Below are 14014 nucleotides of genomic sequence, written 5' to 3' on the forward strand. Positions count from 1 at the left end.
GGCTCCGGGCCCGGCTCAGCCCGGGTACGGATCCATCCCCGGCGCCTCCTTGGCACGGTGCGCGCCGGCCTTGCAGCCCGCGAAGGGGCCCGAGGGGTCCCGCAGCGAGGCCATGACGTGGGTGAGGTGGTCGCGGTGCCAGGTCGAGGGCCCGCTGGCACCGGACTCGGGGCCGGTCAGCTCCTGCCACGCCATCCACAGCCCGTACAGCTGCGCCACCGCCTCCTGGTGCTTCCACCAGCTGGTGCACCAGGGGGCGTTGGAGGTGACCTCCCTGCCGTACAGCGGCAGCAGCAGATGGCGCACCCACATGGTCAGCCGGTGCAGAGCGTCTTCGTACTCGGCACCGTCCATGTAGACGATGAAGGCGGGCTTCTTCTCCTGCTGTTCCACCGGTTCCGTTGGTTCCATCGGCTCTGTCGCGAGGGTGGTCATGTCGGGACTCCGTCCACTGGGTCGTGATCGTTCGTCACCAGCACGACGGGGCGGGACGGTCAGGGGGTTCAGCCGGATGCTGAACCCCCTGGCCCACTCGGTCCGTTGTGCGTCGCAGACGGCGGCGCCCGGTCGCCGAGCCAAGGAGGAGCGCACATGCCCCAACGGAATCCGGTCACCGACCCGGAGAGGGTCCAGTTCATCTGGTTCGGAGAGGAGATGAGCGACAACGCGAAGGCGGGGATGAAGGCACTGAGCGAGCGGTTCCCGAACTCGGCGAGGGAACTGTGGGTGATGCCGCGAAGCCGCCCGGGGCAGCCCGCGCGCACGACCGAGCTCATGGATGGGTACCGGCGCGAGGCGGAGGGGCTCGGCGTCGACGTGAAGAACATCCGTGAGCACACCACGAGGCTGGCCGGCGCCCTCGGGGACAAGTACAACGCGCAGACCATCAACGACATCTTCAACATGGAGATGGGCAACCACGGCAACATCGCCGCGAAGGACCTGGCCACGTACCTGCTGCGGGGCACCGAGACCGGCCTGAGCATGGACCTGTCGCACCACCGCATGAACCCCACGGAGTGGGTCGGGGTCCGGGGCCACGACGAGTTCTCCCACGACAGGGTGGCACCGTTCGACTTCTCCACCGCGGAGCTGAAGGTCGTCGACCTCTCGCACGGCGAAGACGCCATCAGCCGGAACATCCTGAACGCCGGCCCCTTCCCCATGACGGAACAGCACGGCACGGCGGAGATCGACCCCCAGAGGATGCCCCACCTCGACGTCTTCGCCATGTACACGCGGGAAGGCACCAAGGGGCAGGAGGTGGCCAAGACGGCCGCACAGCAGCACATCGGCTATCTCGCCCAGATATCCCAGGACGAGGTACGCAAGGGCAACGTCGTCTTCCATCCGAACGACAACGACAAGCGGTTCCGGCCCGTCAAGATCAACCTCTCGGACGACAACCTGCTGGCCGCCAAGTACAACCCTCAGGACCCGACCCGCGCCTACGTCATCGGCCACATGGCCATCGGCGCCCTCGCGGACGGCATCCACCTCCACTACGGCAAGCCCACAACGCCGCCCCTCAAGGCCCAGCCGGACCAGCCACCGCAGAAGGACATGCCGGCACTCCAGGTGGACTCGGACACCTGGAAAAAGATCACCATGCAAGCGTACGAGGTCGGCAACGTGCGCGTGCTGCCGCAGCTGAGCGTGGGCAAGGTCAACCAGGGAGCCTGGCGTACGGAGCCCACGGGAAGCGAGAACATCACCCTCGTCCAGGCCAGCAACCTCGGCGTCAGCACGGCGGCCGGCATTAGCCACCCAGGGGGGTTGAACAAGCCGGCTCCCATTCCCTACGAGGTGGTCCACTCCAAGTCGGCCGACAACTCCCCGCGTCGCACGCCCAGTCCGGGCTCCTCCTCGGACGAGAGCATCGGGCGGACCGCCCGCGAGGTGGCCTCTCTGAACATGCCCCGGACCCCGTCCCCGGAGAGTCCGGGTCTCGTCGCGGCCGCTGCCCAGAAGCCTGCGAGGCCCGGGGTGCAACGGTCGGCGACGGGTGGGCCGTCGGGGCGCTAGGACCGGCTCGCGAAGAGCGGGGCGACGGGATCAGGAGGTTCCGTCGCCCCGAGCAGCTCCACACCGGCTCCGAACAACGGAACGAGGGGCGGACCACACCGGTCCGCCCCTCGCCGCTGTCAGAGCTCCCAGAGCTCCCAGAGCACCACTGTCACAGGGCACCGCCGTCAGAACCCCGGCGTCACGCGTCCGGCCGCACCACCCCCAGAATCGGCATCGACGCGGCCGGTGACACATAGATGTCCCGCCCGGGGCGAGGCGCCGAGACGATCTTGCCGTCGCCCATGTAGAGGGCGACATGGCTGGCGTCGGAGAAGTAGATGATGAGGTCTCCCGGGCGCATGTCCTCGACGGGGATGCGCTTCAGGCGGCGCCACTGTTCCTCCGATGTACGGGGGATCGTGTGGCCCGCCGCCAGCCAGGCCTGGGAGGTGAGCCCGGAGCAGTCGAAGGAGTCCGGGCCCTCGGCGCCCCAGACGTAGGGCTTGCCGAGTTGGCGGGTGGCGTAGGCGATGGCCTGCTTGCCCGCGGCGGTTCCGTCGGTGCCGATCTTTTCGAGGATGCCCGTGCTTTCCCACGTCGCCTGGGCGTCGTCGGCTGCCTTCTTGTCCAGTGCGGCGAGTCGTCGGCGTTCCTTCGCCGCCAGTTGGGACTCCAACTTCCTTGCCGCGGCGATGTGTTGCTCGATCTTCTTGCGCCCTGTGTCCATCGCCCGGCGGCTTGCCCGCAGGCGCTTCAGTTCGGCCGCGGCGGCGTCGGTCCGGGTGCGCAGGTCCTCGCGGGTCGTCGTCAGGTCCGTCAGCAGGTTCTGCGTGGACTGCTGGGCCTGGAGGGCCAACCCGGCGTTGTCCAGGGCGCGTCCGGGATCGGTGGCGAGGGCGAACTGCACCTCGGCGGGCACGCCGCCGCTCCGGTACTGGGCCCGCGCGGTCGCCCCGGCAAGGGAGTTGAGGCGGGCCAGTTCCGCCTCGGTCGTGTGGACCCGGCCGTTGAGCGTGCCGACGCGTTTCTGCTGCGCGGTCACCTTCTCGTCGGCGGCGTTGTACTGGTCCGTGGCGACTTCGGCGTCGTGGTAGAGGCTCTGGAGCCGGGCGCGTACCTCGGTGAGGGTCGGCGGGTCGGCCTGGGCGGCCTGCTGCGTCGTTGCCGTCAGCACGCAGGCCAGGGCGGCAGCTGCCGCCGCCCGGTAGCCGTGTGTGCGCAGAGGCTGTCTCATCTGGGGCGAAGCTCCCTTCGTACGCGTCGATCAGGGTGGGGATTCAGGGTTGTGATACGGAGTCCGCGGAATCCGTCCGCACAACGGGAGCGCCCCGTCCGGCGGTTCAAGGGGGGGTGTGAACCAGTGGCGCCCCGGCATCCGTTGTGCGCGGGAGAGGCGTACGGCGGGTGAAGAGGCGTACGGCGGGTGAAGGTGAAGGTGGACTGAGTGGACGCGGGATTGATGCTGCTGGCCCTGTGTACGGGGCTGGGCTTCGGGCTTCTGCTGCTCGCCGTCCGGCAGTTGGTGGCCGTGGTGCGGCTGTGGGGGCGTGGCCTGCGCGTGATGGGTGTCGTGACGGCGCGTCCGGCGGCCGACCGGCTGCGCGGCGGGCTCGTGGTGTTCACCGATCACCTGGGGCGGACCGTCGTCTTCGATCCGAGGGCGTACGGACCGCTGTGCGGGCTGCCGCCCGTCGGCGGGAGTGTGCCGGTGGTCTTTCTGCGAAGCCGGCCCGGGGCGGCCCGGTTGTGGACCCTGCGGCATCTGCTGGCGCCGGCGTTCGGGTGGTTCCTGTCGTCGACCGTCGTGTTCGGTACCGCGGTCATGGTGACGCCGTGAGCCAGGGTGCGAGCGAGCCCGGCCGTGTCGGGCGGGTCCACGAGATCGATGTGCTGCGCGGGTTCGCCCTGTTCGGCATCCTGCTCGTCAACGCCCAGATGATGGCGGGGCCGTACGCCTCGTTCGGTGGTGGTCCGGGGGCCTCGCCCGTCGACCGGGTGGCCGCCTGGGGCGTGACCGCGACGACCACCGCCTATCAGCTGTTCTCCTTTCTGTTCGGCTACAGCTTCGTGCTCCAGATGCGCTCCGCGCCGCGGGTGGGTGGCGCGTTCGCGGTGCGCCATCTACGGCGTACCGCGGGGTTGTTCGGGCTCGGGGTCGTCCATGCCGTGCTGCTCTTCCCCGGCGACATCCTGATGACGTACGCCGTTCTGGCGCTGATCCTGTACGGTCTGCGCGGTCTCTCTCCGCGCGCCGCGCTGCGGACCGCGGCCTGCCTGGTCGCGGGTCTGTCCGTCCTGCTGCTCGGGTACGGGCTGCTGACCGTCGCCTTCGCCGAACCGCTCACTGAGGCCCAGTACGCCCCCCGCGTCGCGGACACCGTGGCCGCCTACCGCAGTGGTGTCCTGTCGGTGATCGGGGCCCACCTGCGCGAACTGCCGACGACGCTCGGCGCGAATCTGATGTACGCCCCCGACATGCTGGCGGCGTTCCTGGCGGGACTCGCGGCGGCCAAGGCGGGGCTGGTGGAGCGGCGCGGGCGGGACCGGCGGTGGCTGCGGCGGACGGTCGTACGGTGGGGGCCGGTCGGCCTGGCCGGTGGTGTGGTCACCGCGTGCTGTGCGAACTGGCCGCTGGACAGCCGGTGGTTCCTGGTCGGCCACGCGGTGTCGCTGCTGACCGCGCCGGCGCTCACGACGGCGTATGCGTGCGGACTGCTCCTGCTGCTCGACGCGCGCGGCCCGGCGGCGGCCGTACTCGCCGCCTCCGGGCGCATGGCGCTCACCCACTACCTCAGCCAGTCGCTGGTCCTCGCGTGCGTGTTCACCGGGTACGGCTTCGGGCTCTACGACCGGGTCGGCACCGCCGCCGTCCTCGCGGGCTGCGTGGTGCTGTACGGCCTCCAACTCGCCCTCGGCGCATGGCTGATGGGCCGGGTGCGGTACGGGCCTGCCGAGCTGTTGCTGCGTACGGCCACGTCGGCGCGGTGGCCCGGGGTCCGTCCGCCTGTCTCGTCGGCGGCGTAGCGGGGGGAACGGGGATCGTCGTTGGGCCAGCTCTCCTCGGGGGGTGTGGTGAAGCCGAGTGCGCGCGCAACTGGCTGGCCATAGCCGCGAAAGCAGCAACGAACTGCGCCGCCGTAACCCCGCCAGGCGCAGCAGTCGCGCTTGCGTGCACGATCACGAGGGCAGTACGGACAGACAGGGGCACTGCTCGGGTGATGCTGGGCGACGACGGGGTCGCTGGTGGGGGGTGAGTCTCAAGGAGCGCTCGACACAAGGTAGTTGGGGCGCCACCATGGTGCTCCGGCGATGGCCGGGACGGGAATACCGCAGAGCAGGGGGTGGGATGTGGGGTACGACTTACTGCCGCGCGCGTATCGGATGAGACGGTCCCGGAGGCTCTTGTTCTTATGGTTGATCTTCGCGGGCACGCTGAGCCTCCCGGGAGGGATGCTGGCCGATGATGACGTGCCCGCCGCGATTGCCATCCCCTTCACCATCGCGTGGGTGACGTTCATGGGGTGGCTCTTCTACGCCGCCCTGCGCTGTTCCACCGCGGCGGACATCAAAGCGATCCATGTGCGTGGCATGGTCAGGCGCCGACGGCTGGCCTGGGCGGACGTCCAGGACATCAAGGCGGAGACAAAGTATTCGGAGGGCAATTCGGCCAGCGTGGTCGTGTACGTCTACGGCCGGGATGGCAGCAGGGTGCTGCTGCCGTTCGTCGACGATCTGCACGTCGACGTCGGGTACGAACTCGCGGTGCTGATGGCGGCCTGGCAGGAGCTGCGCGGTGCGGACTGGTCGCCGGACCCGGCGGCCGCAGTTCTCATCGGTCGCCGCGGTGCGCGCCGACAAGCCCTCGGGATCGGCTTCGCCTCCGTGGCACTGGCGTCCATCCCGCTGCTGGTGCTGATAGTGCTGCGGTTCTCCGTGGACATGCCCGGGTGGTTGAAGTCGATGCTGCACCCGCTCGTGGTCTTGGGCGTGGTGCCTCTGATCTTCGCACTGACCGCGATCGCCTCGTACCGCAGGCAGCTGAGCAACGGCTGACAAGCGCCGTACGACGATCACCGGCTGACGGACGACACCGCCGCGCAGGACCCAACCCGCCATCAGCCACGCCCCAGCGGTGCTCTGTCACGTTCAGAAGCTGTGTCTGAGGACTGCATGCCAAGGTGAGCCGTGATTCGTGCAGTTCATGGGCTTGTCGCTTCGGGCGGATCCGCCCGAAGCGACGGCTGGGCGGAAGCCGTTGCCGGTCGTACGGTGGCGAACATGAGCAGGGACGGTGTTCCCCGGCTGAGGCCCGGCGTCGCCGTCGAGGACCGCGACGCCGGGCCGCCGGGCCGCGATTGTGCCTGGGGTGCGGGGCAGCTTCGGACCCGATCCGTCATCGGCGACGGCAACGAGCCCGAGCCCGAGCCGGGGCATCCTGTCCGTGCCATGCGGCCACCGTACGGCCGGCAGCCACAACTGCCCAGTCTGGGCAGCGCGGAGGGAACACCCGGCAGTGCATCGTTTCGTGCCAAGACGTGAAGCGAGGGAGGTGAGCGCTCGTGGGTCAGCGGATGTCGAAGGTGAGGGCGGAGGCGATGCCGAGCGAGCGCTCGGAGGCGCCGACGGCCTTTCCGTTGACGCGGGCCGTGATCACGATTCGGCGGACGTTGCCGTCAAGCTCCTCGCTCCCGGTGAACCTGAACCTGAACCTGAACTTTCGCGTGGAATCCGCGGGCAGCGCCCCGAACGGCATCGTCAGCGTCTCGGCGAGCAGCGAGCCGTCGTCCGGGGCGGTGACTTCCTTCCAGCCGGTGCCGTCGCGCCACTGGGTGCGTAGGGCCGTGGCCACGGGCTGGGCCGCCGAGTCGGGGCAGGCATCCGGGTCCCACGGGTCGTCCGAGTCCGCCGTGCAGGCGCTGTACTCCGCCTGAACCTGGGCCTTCGAGTACGTGCTGTGCGAGTGATTGGTGATCGTGTACACCACCTCGGTCCAGCGCCCTTTGCGCAGGACCACAGGTTCCTTGGGGGAGACGATATCGAGCGACAAGGTGGCCAATCGCGCGGTCTCGTGCTCCCGCGCGAGCGTGCGTGAACCGTCCGTCATCGTGACGCCCACCGGAAGACCATCACCTTCGCCCCTGGGGCTGACGCGCGGAGTGATACGCAGAAACGCGAGCGAGCTGCCCCGCGGCAGGTCCATACGGAAGGTGCCGGTCGAGCCCCGCTTGTCCGCGGCAAGTTCAACCTTCTTCCAGCTGCCGTCGAGCTTGCGCTCCAGGTCCGGCAGTGGATCGCCGGTGTGGCCGAGCCCGATGCGCACCCGCACGGCGACGTCGGGCCGGGGGCGCCCCTCGTTGGAGAGGTCGAGCGCCATCCCGAGCTGGGTGTCCCCGCGGGTGCCGGTGGTGTTCATGGAGAGCGACACCGGCGATGAAGCCGACGCACTCGGCTTTGGATCAGGCGTGTTGCCGCCGCACGCCGCCATAACGGTGAGCAGGGCAACGAGGCCCGCGAGCCGTACGCACCTCAACTGTCCCCCAGAACCGTAGATCGCAGGGATTCTAGGGGTTCGCGGCCACTGCTGGTTCGTCAGGGTCGGTGCCTACGGCCACGTTCGTCTTCGTTCGCCTGGCGGTGGCTATTGGGCGTCTTGTTGCTCGTAGACGAGGACTGGTATCCCAGGAGCGAATGCGTCGACGGCGGCCTGAAGGCCCTGGAGGTCGAGGCGCCAGCGGTTGATGGGGCGGCTGGCGAGGAAGAGCTCATGCTCGACGTGAGGGGCGAGTTTGGCCGTCTGGTCCGGCCGGAGTTTGGCGTTCATGCCCGGCAGGGGCGGTGCTCCCGCCCGTCGCTGGACACCGATGTAGTCCATCGACGAGCCAGCCATGCGCTGCTGCCACACCACGACCGATGTGATGTCCCCCCACGGCACAAACGCCGTCTGCGCCGCGTATCTGGCCGGAGCACCGCCGAGCAGCACACCCTCGCCGTCGACGCGGAATGCGACCAGACGCTTCCACCCTGCCCCCGACAGCAATTGGAAGAGGGAGCGGGTGAAGTGCGCCTCGCACACGGCGTGATTCGAATCAAGCATGGCCAGAGGCTATCGGGACGACAGCGCCTGTACGGATTGGAGGCGCTGTCAGAACAAATCCCTGAGCCCAGAGGCGTACGCCGTGACTTACGGCCTGCCGATGGCTTTGAGGGTCTCGGGGCGTTTGACGGTCTTGCCCACGTCGTAGCGGGGTGCGGGACGGCGGTTCTTGGTCCCGGGCGGCCGTCCGGGACCGGTGCCACGAGGTTGGGGAACACGGGCCGGGCAGAGCAGGTGGGCTCGGATGTTTCTGAACCCCCGGCGGACCCGGGCCGGGGTGAGGCGTTCGGGTTTGGTCGGCTTCTTCCAGGGCCGGCGGAGGTCGACGGCCAGCGGCCGGGCGGGCCTGAGCTGGGTGTGCGCGATGACCAGGAGCCAGGTCCAGCGGTCCGGGTCCGCCGGGGTGGCTCCGGTCTTCGAGGACCACAGCCATACCGGCGGCGCCTCCCGCTCCTTGGAGAGGTGCTCGACTTTGAGGCGGACCAAGGTGCCCTCGACGATGGGGAGTTCACCGTCGTGCTCCAGCCGGGCCGAACGGTGGGTCAGTCGGCGGGCCCGAGCCGGGCCACGGCCACGATCCCGGTCCACTACGTGGCACCGGGCTCCAGGACAGCGTGTTTGGCTACTTCGGCCAGTTCGGCTAGTTCGGCCAGTTCGGCTAGTTCGGCTAGTTCGGCTTGGACAGGGTCACGCCCGGCAGGAGACGACTTGCCGCCCGTTCGGTGATGGCCGCCGTCTCCGCCTTCGCCGCCGCCGAGATGACACCGGCGCCGGGCTCCTTGTACCAGGGGCGCAGCCGGATCAGGGCCGGCTTGACTCCGGTGGCCAGGAGGAGGGCGGTGCCCTTGGGGAGGGCGCGGATCTTGTCGGGGGGCAGGACGGCCTCCTGGCGGTAGGAGTAGGAGCGTGAAGTGCCGTCCTTGCTGCGGGAGATGCTCGGCGTCTTCACATCGTGCTGGCCCACCAGGGTCGAGATCTTCTGGACGAAGTCGGCGTCGTCCAGGCCCGCGCCGAGGAGTTTGATGGTCGCCGCGCTCCACAGCGCGTCCATGCCGACCTCGCCCCACACCCGGGCTCCCTGGCGGTAACTCTGCAGCAGGGTCACGACGTTGATGCCGCGCGAGCCGAAGTGCGAGTAGAGGTCGGGCAGGTCGGAGATGCGGCACACGTTGGCGGCCTCGTCGAGGACCGCGGTCAGCGGCGGGTCGAGGCGGCCGCCCATGCGTTCGGCCGCCACGACGCCCGCGCGCATCGTCGCGTCGGCGAGGCCCGCGATGACGCCCGCCGCCGAGCCACCGCCGTCCTTGGACAGGAGGTAGAGGGTGTCGTTGCCGAGGACGTGCTGGTCGGGGCGGAATTCCGGGAGCTCGGGGTCGGGCGTGACCCAGGCGAGGATCTCGGGGTCCAGGAGGCAGGAGGCGGTCTGGCGGGCGGTCTCGTAGATGCCGTCCCGGGTCTCCACCGCGCCGCGCACCGTGCCCTGCAACTGCTCGGCCATCGCGACGAGTCCGACCTCGCGGAGGAGGTCGATCGGGGTGCGGTCGGCCGGGTCGGCCAGCCAGGCCAGGAGTTCGGTCAGCGGGGCCTTGCCGCGGGCTGCGGCCAGGAAGAGGGCGGTGAGGGTGTTCTGGGCGGCCGAGATCCAGAAGTCCTTCTTCGCGGTGTCGTCGTTGACGGACGCGACGAAGTGGCCGGCCATCCGGCGGGCGCCCTCGATGGTGTGGCACTCGCCGAGGATGTTCCACCACATGGCACGCGGGGTGTGGGCGATGCCCTGCGGGTCGAACGTCCATACCGTGCCCGCCTTTTCGCGTTCGGCGCGGGTGACGGCGTACACGTCCGACTTGTTGGAGGTGAGCAGGACGGCGCCCTGGGCGCGCAGCACCCGGGGAACGGCGATGCCGGTGGACTTGCCGGCCCGGGGCGCCATGAGGTCGAGTTCCACGTCCTCGTAACTGCTGCGCAGCTCGGGGCCCTTGGGGTCGAGGTCGCCGAGGAGGTTGCCGGTCTCGTCCGGGTGCAGTTCCTCGCGGCCCTTGAGGGTGGGGCGCAGGTCGCGGGCGCGGGCCTCGATGCCCTTGGGGCACATGGCGGCGAGTTCGCGCCGGCCGGCGAGGCCCTTGGTGCCGGAGGCGCGGTCCATGAGGAGGTTGACGGCGACGACGACGGGAACCGTGATGAGCGCCAGCACCCCGAGGATGCCCACGTAGACGACGACGGCCGGTGCCGCGGGCCACAGCGCGGCCGGTCCGGCCGATACCAGGCGGCCGATGGTGGACGCGGCGAAGGGCGGGGCGTCCCAGCCGTGGCCGGAGATTCCGGCGCCGAGGGTGCCGCCCGACCAGACGATGGTGAACGCGAAGAGGCCGATGCCCGCGATCGCGGCGATGGCCCAGGGCAGTTGCTCGTGCAGATCGCCCCCGGGGCGCGGGCCGCTCATGCGGTCCACCGCCCGTCCGCCGCCTCGACGCCGGAGGGGCCGGAGGTGCCGGGGAATCCGTGCACCCCTTCCTGGGCGGCCCGGGCGACCTGCGCGGCGGCGTGGGCCGCGGCCTGTTCGACGGCTTCCTCGGCGGCCTCCTCGTTGGTCCTCCAGCGGGTGTTGGTGTTGTGCAGTCGGCGTTCCGCGTCGGTGATGGCGACCTTGATGGGGATGCCGGGGCGGCCGCCGACCTTGATGAGGAAGCGGCCGCGGCCCGGCGGTTCCTCGTTGTCGCCGTTGACGCCCCAGCCGGGGGGCGAGGACCAGGACGAGACGAGTTCGATCTCGCGCCGGGACAGTCCGACCACCTTGCCCAGATCCTCCATCTCGGTCTTCGGCAGTCCGGCGCACACAACCATTCCGGCCCGCTCGACGAAGCCGCGGGCCTTCGCGCGGTCGGCGTCGGTACCGAGTGCCTCGGCGTCCTTGAGCGTGTGGGTGATCTTGGCGTCGCCGAGGCCGAGCGAGCGGTTGAGGCGGGTGAGCGCGTCGATGCGGTCGACGATGCCGGAGGCGGCGCGCAGCGGGCGCCACAGCTCGTCGAGCACGGTGAAGAACCAGCGCCGGGGGGCGAGTCCGGCGTCCGCGAGGGCGTGTGAGGCGGCCACCGTGCCGAGTCCGTCGGACCAGGCGGCGAGCATCGCGGCGGCGGTCAGCTGGGTGTCGGCCTCGCCGATGCCGGAGATGTCGATGCACACGGCGGGCGCGTCGGGGTTGATCCGGGTGGACGTCTCGGAGGCGAAGGTGTCGCCGAGGGGGCCGTCGAGGATGCCGAGCAGGGAGCGGTGCAGCGGGTCGACGGCGTCCCGGTAGCGGGCGTCGTCGCCCCGGTCGAGCGTGACCGCGCGCACCCGTGGCGGGCCCTCGGTGAGGACCCGCAGCACGTCGGGCAGCAGCACGGTGTGCCCGGCGGGGGTGCGTTCGCGCAGGTGGTGGAGGACGGCGGAGAGTACGGACTGCTCGTGGTCGTCCATCGGGCGACCGCGCACGATGGTGATGAGGGCGGCGACCATGTTCAGGACGCGGCCGTGGGCCTCGGCCTTCAGTACCTCTCCGGCCTCGCCGCCGATCGTCGCGGCGGCGGCGCCCATGGCGCCCGGGTCGAGGACGTTGATGCCGCCCCGGCCGCGGCCGATGGAGATGACCTGGCCGCCGAGCGCGCGGACGGTGTCGGCGTAGTCGGGCTTGAGGTCGCCGAGGACCAGCGGTACGACACCGGTCGCGGCGAGCCCGATCAGCATGCGGTTGACGAGGGTGGACTTGCCCAGGCCCGGCATGCCGAGCATGAACAGCGACGGGTTGGAGATGTAGCGGGCGCGGGTGAACCAGTTCAGGGGGTCGCCGCAGACCGTGGCGCCGGTGAACAGGTGCTGCCCGAGCGGTACTCCGGTCATCGGGGAGCCCGAACCGGCGGCGAACGGCCACATGCCGCAGGCCTGCACGGTGGTGGCACGCCACATGGTGGGCGGGTCCATGTAGCCGACGCGTCCACCGCCCGGGCCGTACCAGCCGCGCGGCGGGATGAACAGTTCCCTGGGCTTGGCGGGGCCTTTCTCCTTGGCGGGGCCCTTCTGCTTTGCGGGGCCCTTCTGCTTTGCGGGGCCCTTCTCCTTGCCGCCGCGCCGCGCACCGGAGTTCGCCTCGCCGGAATGTCCCTCGCCGGGATTCGCTCCGCCGAAGTTCGCCCCGCCGGAATTCGGCCCGCCCGAGTTCGCCTTGCGGGGCTTCTTCCGCCCGGAGGGCTCCTCCGTCCAGGGCTCTTCGTGCCCCGGCCGCCCCGCGGCCGGCTCTCTGAGCGACTGCTCCTCGGCCAGTCGGTCGGCGCGCTCGGCCTGCTTCTGCTCGCTCCGGCGGCTCACAGCGCCTCCTGCAGTTCGTGCGGGACGAGGGTCTGTTCCCAGGGAAGGATTCCGGCGGGCAGGGTGCAGCTGAACGCGGCCGCCTGCATCCGGTCGGCCGGCCGCATCAGCACCCGGGAGGCCGCGGACATGTTGCGTACGGTGACGCTCGCGTCGGCCAGCTCCTCCGCGTTGTCGACGGTGACCGTCAGCATCAGCGAGAACTCCACGAGTCCGGCGCCCGACGCCTCCTCCGCGGCGGTCTGCTCCGCCGCCCGCATCTCGGAGGCGGCGCGCGCCTGCACCATGCCCTTGCCGGAGGTCGCCATGAACTGGGCGCTGCGGCGGTCGGCCTCGACGATCCGGGCCGAGGTGGCCGGGTCGATGGGCCGGTAGATCAGGGCGACCCGCTTGCGGCGGGTGCCGGGGGCCGCCTCCAGCATGCCGCGGAGCACCGAGGAGCGGACGGTGCCGCGCGGTGCCAGGGTCAGCAGCCAGGTCCGGGACACGCCGGAGTCGTGCTGGTAGCTGTTCACGGTCTCGACGGCGGCGGCCGGGCCGGCGTCCCCCCACTCCAGGCCCGTTCCGCCTTGCTGGGCACGGGCGTTGAGGACGTCGGCGGCGACGGCGGGGTCGTAGGCGACGCGGACGACCTCGGCGATCCGCTCCGCCGACAGCGGGTACGCGGCGCCGCCGCCGGCCGCGACGAGCCCGCTGAGCAGGCCCGGGACGCGGATGGCGAGGTCGGTGATCACGTCCTCCTTCTTGCGCTTCTGGCCCGCCGGGACGCCGTAGGTGAGGGTGACGTAGGTGTGCATCTCGGAGGAGGCGCTCGGGTAGCGCTCGACGACCTCTTCCATGACGGCGCGGGCGGCGGGCGGCGCGTCGGGGTGGATGCGGGGCAGTACCTCGTTGGCGAGGCGGGTGCCCGGGTCGGGGGCGGTCTCCACGATCACGGAGGCACCGCGCAGCCCGGGTTCGTGGTCCAGCCGGGCCAGCCACTCGCCCCACAGCGCGACCCACACGTCGACCTGGTCCGGGTCGATGAGCGAGCCGCCGTCGGGGTCGCAGCCGAGGACGATCGTGTACAGGTTGCGGGCCGGGTGGTGCAGGATGCCGAAGGGGCGGTCGTAGGCGTCCCGGCCCTCGGTCGCGGTGACCTTGTTGAGCAGCCCCGGCGGGCGGAAGTGGCCGCCGGGCCGGGCGGACAGCGGGCCGGATACGTAGAGGTGCGCGCCCTTGGCCTTCCGGCGCCACCAGCCGACGCGCAGCGTCATCAGCTGGTAGACGTTGCGTCCGTCCTGGGTGCGGATGGCGAGCGGGATCAGGAACAGGACGACCGGCACCAGCACGATCATCGCGGCGTACAGCGAGATCAGCGACGCCAGCAGGGTGAGGATGAGTCCGCCGAAGACCACGAAGGTGCCGACGAGCCCGAGTGGTCCAAGTCCGGGGCGCCTCGGCCTGCGCCAGTTCCCGTAGGTCGGATGGACAACGGCTTCCGTGGACATGAGTCCGGTTTCCCTTCGTGGAGTGTTGGGGGTACGGCGGGAGGGCGGGGAGGTGGGGAGACCGCCGGGCTCTCGGGGGGAC

11 protein-coding genes and 1 pseudogene are annotated in these 14014 nt (G+C 70.6%); 4 read left to right on the forward strand and 8 right to left on the reverse strand.

The annotated features are described in order from the left end of the window. Positions 1–15: 15 nt before the first annotated feature. Positions 16–435, reverse strand: a complete 420-nt coding sequence (locus OHA11_RS08860; RefSeq protein WP_266493831.1) for a DUF4913 domain-containing protein — start codon at positions 433–435, stop codon at positions 16–18. Positions 436–591: 156 nt separating this feature from the next. Here OHA11_RS08860 and OHA11_RS08865 point away from each other — a divergent pair, with 156 nt between their 5' ends. Further along, entirely contained in the window at positions 592–2025 is a 1434-nt protein-coding gene (locus OHA11_RS08865; RefSeq protein ID WP_266493832.1) for a hypothetical protein, read from the forward strand. A gap of 181 nt (positions 2026–2206) precedes the next feature. On the opposite strand, the gene OHA11_RS08870 is transcribed toward OHA11_RS08865, so the two are convergent. Continuing rightward, on the reverse strand, positions 2207–3241 hold the full coding sequence (locus OHA11_RS08870) for a C40 family peptidase (RefSeq protein ID WP_266493833.1): 1035 nt from the start codon (positions 3239–3241) through the stop codon (positions 2207–2209). A 210-nt stretch (positions 3242–3451) separates the two neighbouring features. Between OHA11_RS08870 and OHA11_RS08875 the strand changes: the two genes are divergently transcribed. The 3 genes from OHA11_RS08875 to OHA11_RS08885 all read left to right on the forward strand — a co-directional run bounded on the left by OHA11_RS08875 (position 3452) and on the right by OHA11_RS08885 (position 6060). Then, complete coding sequence (locus OHA11_RS08875) at positions 3452–3844, forward strand: hypothetical protein (RefSeq protein ID WP_266493835.1); 393 nt, start codon at positions 3452–3454, stop codon at positions 3842–3844. Beyond that, a complete protein-coding gene (locus tag OHA11_RS08880) occupies positions 3841–5031 on the forward strand; it encodes a DUF418 domain-containing protein (RefSeq protein ID WP_266493837.1) in 1191 nt (396 codons plus the stop codon). Before OHA11_RS08875 ends, OHA11_RS08880 begins: the two co-directional genes overlap by 4 nt. 426 nt (positions 5032–5457) lie before the next feature. Beyond that, positions 5458–6060 carry a PH domain-containing protein gene (locus tag OHA11_RS08885; RefSeq protein ID WP_266493839.1) on the forward strand — a complete coding sequence of 201 codons (603 nt, stop codon included), beginning with the start codon at positions 5458–5460 and terminating at the stop codon, positions 6058–6060. A gap of 511 nt (positions 6061–6571) precedes the next feature. Here the strand turns inward: OHA11_RS08885 and OHA11_RS08890 are convergent. The 6 genes and pseudogenes from OHA11_RS08890 to OHA11_RS08915 form a co-directional block, all read right to left on the reverse strand. Continuing rightward, positions 6572–7420 carry a hypothetical protein gene (locus OHA11_RS08890; RefSeq protein ID WP_266493841.1) on the reverse strand — a complete coding sequence of 283 codons (849 nt, stop codon included), beginning with the start codon at positions 7418–7420 and terminating at the stop codon, positions 6572–6574. Positions 7421–7645: 225 nt separating this feature from the next. Then, positions 7646–8101, reverse strand: a complete 456-nt coding sequence (locus OHA11_RS08895; protein WP_266493843.1) for a hypothetical protein — start codon at positions 8099–8101, stop codon at positions 7646–7648. A gap of 87 nt (positions 8102–8188) precedes the next feature. Next, positions 8189–8650: pseudogene (locus OHA11_RS08900) on the reverse strand (transposase); the annotation flags it as partial. 118 nt (positions 8651–8768) lie between these two features. Continuing rightward, the gene (locus OHA11_RS08905) at positions 8769–10541 is read right to left on the reverse strand and encodes a type IV secretory system conjugative DNA transfer family protein (RefSeq protein ID WP_266493845.1); all 1773 of its coding nucleotides are present in this window, start codon (positions 10539–10541) and stop codon (positions 8769–8771) included. Continuing rightward, entirely contained in the window at positions 10538–12058 is a 1521-nt protein-coding gene (locus OHA11_RS08910) for an ATP/GTP-binding protein (RefSeq protein WP_266507044.1), read from the reverse strand. Before OHA11_RS08910 ends, OHA11_RS08905 begins: the two co-directional genes overlap by 4 nt. Positions 12059–12438: 380 nt before the next feature. Then, a complete protein-coding gene (locus OHA11_RS08915) occupies positions 12439–13932 on the reverse strand; it encodes an SCO6880 family protein (protein WP_266493847.1) in 1494 nt (497 codons plus the stop codon). Positions 13933–14014: the final 82 nt, after the last annotated feature.

It is taken from the genome of Streptomyces sp. NBC_00878 (assembly GCF_026341515.1).
Lineage (GTDB): Bacteria > Actinomycetota > Actinomycetes > Streptomycetales > Streptomycetaceae > Streptomyces.

What these genes read in the sequence shown, in the direction of transcription:
- OHA11_RS08860 (WP_266493831.1), bottom strand. Translation starts at nt 435, where the DNA reads ATGACCACCCTCGCGACAGAGCCGATGGAACCAACGGAACCGGTGGAA.
- OHA11_RS08865 (WP_266493832.1), top strand. Translation starts at nt 592, where the DNA reads ATGCCCCAACGGAATCCGGTCACCGACCCGGAGAGGGTCCAGTTCATC.
- OHA11_RS08870 (WP_266493833.1), bottom strand. Translation starts at nt 3,241, where the DNA reads ATGAGACAGCCTCTGCGCACACACGGCTACCGGGCGGCGGCAGCTGCC.
- OHA11_RS08885 (WP_266493839.1), top strand. Translation starts at nt 5,458, where the DNA reads ATGCTGGCCGATGATGACGTGCCCGCCGCGATTGCCATCCCCTTCACC.
- OHA11_RS08890 (WP_266493841.1), bottom strand. Translation starts at nt 7,420, where the DNA reads ATGAACACCACCGGCACCCGCGGGGACACCCAGCTCGGGATGGCGCTC.
- OHA11_RS08895 (WP_266493843.1), bottom strand. Translation starts at nt 8,101, where the DNA reads ATGCTTGATTCGAATCACGCCGTGTGCGAGGCGCACTTCACCCGCTCC.
- OHA11_RS08905 (WP_266493845.1), bottom strand. Translation starts at nt 10,541, where the DNA reads ATGAGCGGCCCGCGCCCCGGGGGCGATCTGCACGAGCAACTGCCCTGG.
- OHA11_RS08910 (WP_266507044.1), bottom strand. Translation starts at nt 12,058, where the DNA reads ATGGACCCGCCCACCATGTGGCGTGCCACCACCGTGCAGGCCTGCGGC.
- OHA11_RS08915 (WP_266493847.1), bottom strand. Translation starts at nt 13,932, where the DNA reads ATGTCCACGGAAGCCGTTGTCCATCCGACCTACGGGAACTGGCGCAGG.